This is a genomic window from Frankia sp. CeRuru1, assembly GCF_977966315.1.
Window position 1 is genome coordinate 1 of record NZ_CDWWEW010000186.1, and the last position, 9850, is coordinate 9850.

The 9850-nt window shown below is 71.1% G+C and carries 8 protein-coding genes; 4 read left to right on the forward strand and 4 right to left on the reverse strand.

Translation table 11 applies throughout. The features are described from left to right. Positions 1-298: endonuclease/exonuclease/phosphatase family protein (locus AC08OP_RS14340; protein WP_476614649.1), on the reverse strand; the 298-nt coding region annotated here is incomplete at its 3' end. Next, on the reverse strand, positions 295-1395 hold the full coding sequence (locus tag AC08OP_RS14345; RefSeq protein ID WP_476614650.1) for an aldo/keto reductase: 1101 nt from the start codon (positions 1393-1395) through the stop codon (positions 295-297). The genes AC08OP_RS14340 and AC08OP_RS14345, both read right to left, overlap by 4 nt. Before the next feature lie 83 nt (positions 1396-1478). On the opposite strand from AC08OP_RS14345, the gene AC08OP_RS14350 reads away from it, so the two are divergent. Further along, entirely contained in the window at positions 1479-2099 is a 621-nt protein-coding gene (locus AC08OP_RS14350; RefSeq protein ID WP_476614651.1) for a hypothetical protein, read from the forward strand. 19 nt (positions 2100-2118) lie between these two features. Here the strand turns inward: AC08OP_RS14350 and AC08OP_RS14355 are convergent, their stop codons facing one another. After that, positions 2119-4260 carry a B12-binding domain-containing radical SAM protein gene (locus tag AC08OP_RS14355; RefSeq protein WP_476614652.1) on the reverse strand — a complete coding sequence of 714 codons (2142 nt, stop codon included), beginning with the start codon at positions 4258-4260 and terminating at the stop codon, positions 2119-2121. Between the two features lie 350 nt (positions 4261-4610). Next, a complete protein-coding gene (locus AC08OP_RS14360; protein ID WP_476614656.1) occupies positions 4611-4937 on the reverse strand; it encodes an NUDIX domain-containing protein in 327 nt (108 codons plus the stop codon). 62 nt (positions 4938-4999) lie between these two features. Between AC08OP_RS14360 and AC08OP_RS14365 the strand changes: the two genes are divergently transcribed. The 3 genes from AC08OP_RS14365 to AC08OP_RS14375 form a co-directional block, all read left to right on the forward strand. After that, positions 5000-6565: a site-specific integrase gene (locus AC08OP_RS14365; protein WP_476614653.1), complete on the forward strand. Its 1566-nt coding sequence runs from the start codon at positions 5000-5002 to the stop codon at positions 6563-6565. Positions 6566-6791: 226 nt separating this feature from the next. Next, the gene (locus AC08OP_RS14370; protein ID WP_476614654.1) at positions 6792-8417 is read left to right on the forward strand and encodes a hypothetical protein; all 1626 of its coding nucleotides are present in this window, start codon (positions 6792-6794) and stop codon (positions 8415-8417) included. Further along, positions 8414-9850 (forward strand): integrase (locus AC08OP_RS14375; protein WP_476614655.1); only part of this gene is annotated, 1437 nt, incomplete at its 3' end. The genes AC08OP_RS14370 and AC08OP_RS14375, both read left to right, overlap by 4 nt.

Genomic DNA, 9850 nt, shown 5'->3' on the forward strand with positions numbered 1-9850 from the left:
GCGGCGCGTGGCGGGAGGCGATCACCGTGCGGTAGTCGGGCAGGTCCGGCTGCGGGGCGTGGAGGTGGATGTAACCGTGGTGGCCGAGCGCGTCGAGGAGCGCCTGACCACCGGGCCCGTGGCCGACCTCGGTGAACACGACGATGTCGGCGGCGGGCTGCTGTCCGAGCCAGGCGGCCTGGCGGCGGGCCCGGTCGGGTGCGGCGTGCTGGGCGTTGAACGTGACCAGCCGCAGCTCGGTCGTGGACGCGGGAGCCGCCGCGGTCGGGCTCGGGAACAGGGACTGCTGCGGGTTCATGCGTGCCGGGCCGTTTCGTCGAGGAAGACCTCGCCAGCGGCGTCGAGGTCCTGCTGGAGCTGGCCGAGGGTGGCGCGGACGAAGCTGAGGTCGTCGGCGGACAGCGGCGTGTCCAGGGCGGTGAGGTTCTCGCGGACCTGGTCGGGGGTGGTGAAGCCGACGAGCACGGCTGCGTTGGCGGCGCGCTGAAGGCTGAAGGCCAGCGCTACCCGGACCAGGTCGCGGGTCGAGGAGCCGAACCGGTCGCGCAGGGGCGCGAGCCGGCGGTCGACGAGCGCGAGCGCGTCGGGGGTGTACCAGCGTTTGCGTTGCCGGTGATCCCCGTCGCCGAAGCGGGGTGGCCGCTGCGGGTCGTATTTGCCAGTGAGCAGGCCCTGCCCGAGCGGCTTGTTGATCAGGATGCTGGTGCGGTGCTCGGCCGCGAGGGTGAACATGTCCGGCTGGCCGGCCAGCGGCGGTGGGGTCAACGGGTTGTGGCGGACGGCGAGAAAGTCGGGGCGGATGCGGTCGAACAGGACCCGGAATCGGGCGTGCTTGTCCGGCCGGGCTGATGGTGGCTGGGTGAGCCGGTGAGGGGCGTAGCGGTGCGGGCCGCGCATGCCGACGCAGCGCACCAGGCCCTGGCGTTGGAAGTCGCGCATCTGGGCGATGGCGTCGTCGAGGTAGCGGTCGTCGGCGCCGAACTCGCTGGTGTGGAAGAAGTAGATGTCGAGCCGGTCGGTGCGCAGGTTCTCCAGGCTCGTCTCCAACTGGCGGCGCATCGCCGCGGGCAGGTAGGCATGGGCGGCGGTGCCGGCGAAATAGCCGACCTTGGACGACAGCACGACGCTGTCCCGATCCACATGCTCGACCAGGTGGCCGAGGAGGCGTTCGGAGCGGCCGTGGCCATAGACATCAGCGGTGTCGAACAGGTTCGCTCCCAGGGTGTACGCGAGTTCCAACCCCGCGCGGGAGGCTGTGTCGTCGGCGGTGGACCAGCCCATCGGCAGGCCCAGGTTGTGGTCGGGGCCACCGATGGCCCAGCAACCGACGCCGATCGGATGAACGGTCAGCCCGCCGGCGAGCGTTCGGGCTGTCAGAGGACTCGTCGCCGCCATCTCGTTCCCCTCGTTGTCCGCCGACGGTCTCTGGGATCGGCCTGTGTGCGGGCGCTGCTGGCTGTGACGTTAGGGTCACCGGCATGACGACTCCGGACCCCGCCACCCTGCTGGACCTGGATGCGATCAGGGCGAAGGGGTGGGCCGACCGTAGCGACTTCCCCGACGCCGAATACGGCCGTGCCGAGGCGTTCTACACGGCGATGCGCGCCCACGACGAACGCCTGCACGCGGTGCGGACGAGGGCGTCGGAGCTCATCGAGCGCTGGACCGGGCATCGGCCGTGGGACGTCGGTTCGTTCGGCACCCGGTTGAACCTGGAGACCTCGGATCTGGACCTGGGCATCGGCTACCCGGTGGAACGCCGTGCGGAGCTGATGGCCACGCTCGACGGGAGCGCCCGCTTCCTTGGCGAGCGCTACACCAGCTTCTCCACGACCCGGCTGGTGTTCGCCTTCACCGTGGACGACGTCGAGATCGACCTGAGCGCGTTGACGGTGGACGACTTCGCGGTCGCCTGCCGGATGCTCGACCAGATCGACGAGGCGATGAGCCACGACGAGCGGGTCTGCCACACCTGGGTCAAGCACCTGCTGCGCCAGACTGGCCGGCTGGAGGACTACGCGGCGTGGAAGCTGGTCACGTACGCCCGGTTCTGCCCGGAGTTCAACTGGGTGCCGATCCCGGAGAAGTCCGGCACCTGATCGGTTGCGGGCCTGCGGGTCAGCTGGCACAGGAGTCCGCCGCGTTGATCAGTGTCCAGCCGCTGGCCGCGGACCATCGCCGGTGTTCGGTGGCGAGCAGTGCTGTGTGCTCGCGGTCGAGGACGGGGAGCAGGTCGTGCACAGCGGCGGCGAGGACGCCCCGCAGCAGGGCGAGGCGCTTTTCGACCCGCTGCCAGATCCGGGCACCCAGGATCGCTTCGGCCGCCGGATCGTGGCAGAGAGGCTGGGTGTCGACTTCGGCGATCAGGTCGCCGAGCACCGTGTAGCTGGCGTCCTTGAGTACGCCACGGGCCCCGCGGACCTGGCGGCGGGGGTCGCCGTCGAGGACTTTCTCCAGCGACTTGAACGTGTAGTCGAGGGCGAAGTGCCGGTCGACCCAGCGCTGCGCCCAGCCGGCGGCGACCCCGATCCGCCAGTCGGCGTAGCTCGCCTCGACCCGGCCCATGCTCGGCGTCACCGCCCCGGAAAGGCCGGCGTGCTGGACTCGTCGGGTGTAGGCGGCGCCGATCAGGCATTCCATGCTGACCAGCAGGTAGGAGATGGCCTGGTAGAACGGCTGGCCCGTGCTCGCCGTCGCGACGAACTGCGCGTCCCGGACCCCTCGCACGACCTCGGCAGGGGGAAGATCTCGTTGCGGGGCCAGGAGCAGGTCGGTGCGGCCCTGGAACGCATGGGTGGCCTTCAGCTCGTCGAGGGTCATCAGCGGGTCGAAGGTGATGTAGGTGAACCGAGTCGGGACACCAAGTGCGGACAGGGTCCGGACCGCCAGCAGATTCTGCTCGCCCGTGGTGTCCTTCGCGAACCGGCCGAGGACGCTGTCGACCCCGGACTCCACGCCGAACAGCATCCGCCGCAGGCCCCGGTCGACTAGCGCCCGCCACATCTCGGCGCGGTCGACATGCCAGTCGAGGCCGCGGTCGGCGTCGACGACCTGGTCGACGCGGCAGCTCGACTCCCAGCCGAAGCCCGCCGCATGCAGCAGACCGGCCAGCTCTAACGCCCTGCTGGCGGCGTCGGGCCTGCGGCCGAGGAACTCCTCGTCGACCAGGTACAACGTCCGCGACACCTGCGGGTAGCGGTCGAAGACCGCCGACAGCTCGCCCAGGAGCCACGGCAGCCGGCCCGTACCGGCCCCCGCCCAGCTGCCCTTGTGGTCGCGGGGGCAGAACGAGCAGTAGCTGGTGCAGCCCCGGCTGGTCTCCAACTGCGCGACACCGTGATGGTCGAACGTCGCCGGCAGCAGGTCGAGCTCGGGAACGACGTCGGCCGTCACGTCCCGGGTGACGGGTCTCGCGGTCTTCCGCCGCCCGACCGCCAACCCACTCCCGCGCGGTGCTCCCACATATCCCAGTCCTGGGACCTCGTCGAGGGCGCAGTCGCCGTGCCAGTGCGCCAGCAGCGCGCTGATCGTGGCCTCCCCGCCCGCCCTGGCGACCAGCAGCGACCTGAACCGGTCCAGCAGGACCCGTTCGACCCGTACGGTGAGGCTGCCGCCGACGACGACCAGCGGCGGATCATCCTGGGCGTAGACCGACTCCAGCAGCTGGACCAGCAGGTCGTACTGGCCGAACGTCGCCGACACCCCGAGAACGTCCGGCCGGTCCGCCTCGACACGGGCGACCAGCCCGTCGAGCGTGAGCCCGAGCTGCATGTCGGCCAGGGACACCGTGCCCAGCAGCGTCTCACGCGCCGCGCGCGCCACCGTGCTGATCCCCAGCGGAAACCGCGGCAGCGGGAACGTCTCCGGGTGATACAGCGCCGCCAGCAGCACCCCGGGCCGCGACAACCGCTCCACGCCCGGCTCGTCCACGTCAGCCAGCGACAGCCAGGACGCCGGCTCGTCGAGCACCACCGTGTCCCGTGTCCACGCCGGCCAGGCCCGTGAACCGTGCGGTTGACCCGACAGGTCCGCCACCACCCACCGGCCCTCACCACGCTCGACGAAAACCAGACGGCGATCGAGCGCGCCCGCGACCCGAACCCGCCTCACCTCACCGGCACACTGCCGCTCCACCCAGTCGCGAAGCGCGAGTGGGTGGAGCAGCAGCTCACTGTGATCGGGTGGGCCAGCAGCCGGATTAGCGCCAGCGAGGCGTACAGCGGTGACCAGACGGGCGAGGGGCTCAGGGGGATGCTCCACGGCGATGCCTTCCGGACGGACGGTGCTCCACCGCCGTACGGATGGCCCCGGATTGGACCAGCTTCGGCGGTGTGCGTGTAGCACCTGTCACTGTCCGCGACATCGCACAGGATGGTCATTCCCTGGGACGCGAACAAGCAGTTCCCCACCACGCGGGGCCGCCACCTGCACAGACAGGGCCTACAGCCCCCAGAACTTCGGCCGCAGCGTCGACTTCACGTCGAACCCGGCCGGACGCTCTTGATCGCCGTCGCGAACACATGGGCAGCTGACGAAGCAGGCTGGCGCCCGGTTCAACAGGTCCGCCAGCTGCCCACGGATACGGCGTCCACGCCGCGCGACGTGACGTGCTAGGCGTCGCCAGGTGCCCAACCGGAGACGGCGAAGTTCTGCCGCTTCCGGTACAGCTCGACACCTATCCGCGTGTAGGGGTAGGTGTTGTCGGGCAAAGCGTCGAGCGGGAACCAGCCGAGGCGGGCGCACTTGTGCGGCTCGGCGTTGACCGGCTCGCCCTCCCACGACTGCGCGTGAAAGAACAGCCCGAGCCGACCCTCGCCGTGCTCGTTGCGGAAGTGCACGGTCGAGGCGAGCGACAGCGCCCCGCGGCCCAGGTGAAGGCCGATCTCCTCGCGGGCCTCGCGGCAGATCGCGGCGGCGACGTCCTCGCCGGCTTCCAGCTTCCCCGACGTTCTCTAGGCTTCGCTCCGCTGTCGGGTTCAAGAGCCTCAGGGAGATCGTCGTGGAGAACAGCGCGTCCTGGATAGTTGAATTCTATAACTTTACAGCCAAGCTTCCTGGTGTTGAGGTTGAGGGGTTCGTCGGGCTGGGTGATGTACACGAGCGGGCGGCGCGTAACGGCGCGCGGCACGGCACTCCACTGATTATGAAAACGTCGGGTATGGTCGATTCCCGGGTCAATCTGTTCTTCCGTACCGGTCCGATGGTGGCGGCGCGGCCGTCGACGTGGCGGCGCTACGCCTACTCGCTGGTGGTCTGGCTGAACTTCCTGGAGGTGTTCGGGCGGCAGTGGGACACGGCGACTGCGGGCGATGTGGAGGCGTTCAAGGACTGGCGGGTGACCGACCGGGCGAACGACGGCCGGGTCGCGCCGGCGAGTTTCGACGCGGACCGGGCGGCGCTGAACTGTTTCTACTCGTGGGCGGTGGTGCGCTACGGCGTGGTCAACCCGGTTCCCTCCGGCCGGTGGGCACGTACCGGCCGGCCAGGTGACGACGTCGATGGCTGGCGTGGGTCTCGGGACCCGCTGCGCCCGGCGGGGGCGCCGCGGCGGCAGGTGAAGTGGATGTTGCGGAGGGCGTTCGAGCAGTGGCGGGACATCGGCCTGCGCGGCTACGGCTTCGACGGCGTCCGGCACCCGGACTGGTGCGGCCCGTATGAGGACCGGGACGTCGCGTTCGTCGACGGCCTGTACGGGACGGGGCTGCGGCTGACCGAGTGGGCGAGCATCCTCGATGTCGAGCTGCCCGGCGACGGCGGCGATCGTTTTCCGCGGGCGTGGCTGGCGGCGGCGTGCGCGAAGGGCGGCCGGCACGGGCGGGTCTACCGGATACCGCGTCGGGCGCTGACGGCAGTGCGCGGCTACCTGGACCCGCAGGAGGGCTCCCGGGGCGAGAGGGTCCGCTGGGCACAGCAAGCCGGCCGCTACGAACAGCTGACCGTCCGGCGGTTCGTCAGCGGCTACAACCCCCGCTCCCGCATCCTTACGCTGGAGGGCGCGGCCGGGCCGGTCCGCATGTCGGTGGACGTGCTGGGCCCGCACGAGCGCCGCTGCCTCTTCCGGCGGACTGATAACGGTCTGGAGCCGCTGGCTGTGTGGCTGGGACGCGATGGGCTACCGAAACATCCGCACGGCTGGGAGGACACGTTCACCGCCGCAAACCGTCGTGTCGCAGGGGCGTGGACGGCCGCGGGCCGGATGGGCAGCGCGCCGTCGTGGTGCACGCCGCACATGTGCCGGCACAGCTTCGCGCTGAAATGGTTCTCGATCCTGTCGATGGTGTGGAACAACCGGCTGACGGGCTTCACCGCCGAAGAGCTGAAGGACTATCGCACGCAGTTCGGGGATATTTGGTATCAGCTTGCCGGTCTGCTCGGACACGCCGATCCGTCGACGACCCGCGACCATTATCTGGAACCGTTCACCCGTTTGGACGTCGACTATCTGATGGCACTGCTGGACGGCGAGGAGCAGACCGCCGTCGACACGCTGCTGCGCGCGGTGGCCGCCGACAGCGGACGCGTACTCACCGGGGCGGACCTGAGCGGCACGGGGAGCGCCGGGTGAGCGGCACCGGGGCGGGTGGCCGGCGCGCGACGCAGCCGGCCACGGGCTGGCGGCCACCGCAGCGGCTGGAGGCCGACGGGGACGGCCTGCGGGTGCGGTTCGTCGAGGAGTCCGGCCGACGGGAGCGAACGTTCGACTTCGCCGGTCTGCCGTCGAGCAGGACGTCCAGCGATGGCTGGCCCGGGTGTTCGCCCGCCGGGCCGGTCCACGTTCGGCGACGAAACGGATGGGCACCGCCGTGGGGCACTTCGATGTCCTGCGGGGCTTCGCCGCGTCGCTCGCCGGAGCGTCACCGCCCCCGTCCGGCCCGGTCGATCTGCGGCCCGCGCACGTCACCGCGTTTGTCCTGCGCTACCGCGGTCAGCCCAGCGAGCGGGAGTATCTCAAGCGGCTGCGGGTGCTGCTGCGTGACGATCCGGAGCTGCCCGAGCCCGCGCGGACGGCGCTGTTGTCCGCGCGGCTCGCGCCAGCGGCGCCAGTGAGCCCGGTCGTCGGCTACGGCGACACGGAATGGCAGCAGATCATGACCGTGGTGCGGCGGGACGTGCGGCTGGCCCGGGACCGTATCCGGGCCAGCCGCCAACTGCTAGATCGTTTCCGCACCGGTGCCCTGCCGTCCGAGAGCCCGGAGAGTGGGCTTGGTGTGTTGCTGGACGTCTTCGACCGTACCGGTGATCTTCCTCGCGTCGGCTCGGGCGGGCATTCCCGAGCCGTTCGGGACGCCGGTGGCCTGACCGCCGTCGGGGGGCGGCTGTGCCTGTCCAGCGACGAGGCGGTCGCGTTCTGCCTGCTGCTGGTCGCGCTGACCGGAGAGAACGTCGGCACCGTCGCCGCGTGGCCGGCCGCACACCACCGGCCCGACGGAGGCGACGGCGACACCGGTGTCGCCCTCGTCGAAGAGGTCAAGCCACGGCGCGGGCCCGACCGGGAACACATGGTCATCGCGCTGGAGGACCTGCCCGCCGGGCTGGAGGCAGCCGGTGAGGAGACGCGGCTGTTCCGCTCTCCGCTGCGGGTCTACCGGCTGCTGGTGGAGCTGACCGAGCTCTCCCGCCGGCACGGCGGCCACACCTCGGCATTCAGCGCCTTCGTCGCCCGGCCCGGCCCGCTCGGCTCCCGCTGGACCGAAGGGGTCAACGCCACGGACCTGCTCTGGTGGGCCCGCCGCCGAGGCTTCCCCGCCGCCGCCGAGGCCGGTCCGGGCACGAGACCGGCGGTGCACGTCGGACGCCTGCGCCAGACCGTGATCGAACGCCGCCGGCAGCCGATCGCCCACACCCGGCAGACCATGAACGACCACTATCTCCGGCGCAGCCGCACGGTCCAGGACGACAGCCGCACCGTGGTCGGTGCCGCGCTGCGCGAGCAGGTCGACAGCGCGCGGGCAGCCCAGGGCATGCCCGTACTCACCGTGGCCTTCCTTGCCCACGCCCGCCGCGACCCCACCGCCGCGGCGGCCACGGCCGGGATGGACCAGGACACCCTGCGGCGCATGATCTCCGGGGTGCAGGACACCGCCCTTGCTTCCTGCACGGACCACCGCGACGGCCCGCACATCACGGCGGGGCAGCCATGCCCGGCGTCGTTCCTGGACTGCCTGGACTGCCCGAACGCCCGCGCACTGCCCCACCAGCTCGGCGTGCAGATGCTGGCCGCCGAGCGGCTACGCGCGCTGCGACCGAACCTCACCCCGGCCGTCTGGGAAGCCCATCTGCGCCGACGGCTCGACCAGCTGGAGGAGATCCTGAACCACTACACGCCGGCCGAACGCGACCACGCCCGCGCCGGCGTGACCGCCCGCCAGCAGCAGCTCGTGGACGATCTACTCGACGGCCGATGGGACCTGCGATGACCACCGCGGCGCACTCGCAGGCGCACATTGAGGATGCCGTCGGCTGGCCGGACGACGACACGATCGTGCTGGCCGGCCGGCCGCTGCGCCCCGGCACCGACGAGACGCTGTTGTCCCGCTTCGGGGACATGGTCTGGCAGCTGAGCCCGGCACATCCCGACGCGCACGTCACCGTCGCCGCGCTGGACTGGCGCCGCTACCCGGCCCGGCTCGTCGGGCCGTTCAAAACGTTTTTCCACACCGCGCTGGAGCAGCCCTACCCGGCGTCGCCACATGTGCAGCGGCCCGGTGAGCGGCCCAGCGTCGCCACGCTCAGCTACTGGTTCGGCGACCTGCTCGTCTTCGCCACCTGGCTCAACGAACGCGCCGTCGGCAGCCTCAGGGACGTCACCACCGCCGACCTGGACGCCTACCGGTCCCACATCCTCGGACTGGGCCGCAGCCCCGCCCGCGAGACGGATCTCCTCGCCGCCGTCCGCACCCTGTGGCTCTACCGCGAACGTCTTCCGACCGCATGCCGGCTTCGGGTCTGCCCGTGGAACGGCTTGGCGGCCAAGGATCTGGTCCGCCTCCCACCCGGCGGCAGGGAGAACGCCACTCCCCGGATCGCCCCGGCGACGATGGACGCCCTGCTCGCCTGGGCGCTGCGCATGGTGGAAACCCTGGGCCCGGACATCCGCGACGCCTGGCACGAGTTCCACGATCTCGACGCGGGCTCCCACCCCTCCCAGCAGATCTACGACGGGCTGGGCATCCCCGACCGTCTGGACCTGTTCCTCCACCACGCCAGCAGACGCGGAACCCCGCTGCCCGGACGGCACGACCCCGCCCGCGGCACTGTCGTCAACGGCGCTCACATCTTGCGCCTGATCGGAGTCCCTCCGGACAAGCGCGCCGGGCTGCCCCCACGGCAGCGGGCGCTGCTGGAGAACGCGGGACTCCCGATCGCCACCGACACCACCATAGGCAGCATCACCGCACACCTCGACGGCATCCCCTGGCGGCCAGACCCGATCAGCATCCGCGAGCTGCCCACCCTGGTGCGGCTGCTCTATGCCTCCGCCTTCACCGTCATCTGCTATCTCTCGGGCATGCGCCCCGGTGAGGTCCTCACCCTGCCCCACGGCTGCTCCGGCAGCGACCCCCGCACCGGCGAACTCCTGGTGCACGGCCGGCGCGGCAAGGGCTACGACCGCAGCCCCCTGACCTCCGGCCGGGCCGAACCCGACCGACCCTGGGTCGTCGTCGCCCCGGTCCACACCGCCGTGCAGATGCTGGAGACCCTCGCCGACTTCCCGTTCCTGTTCCCCGCCAGCCCGATCGCCGCCCACACCGGCCGGGCCAACACCACCCACGCCCGGTCCACCGCCGCCATCAACCAGGACCTGGAAGACCTCATCACCTGGGTCAACACGACCTTCACCCACCCGGAC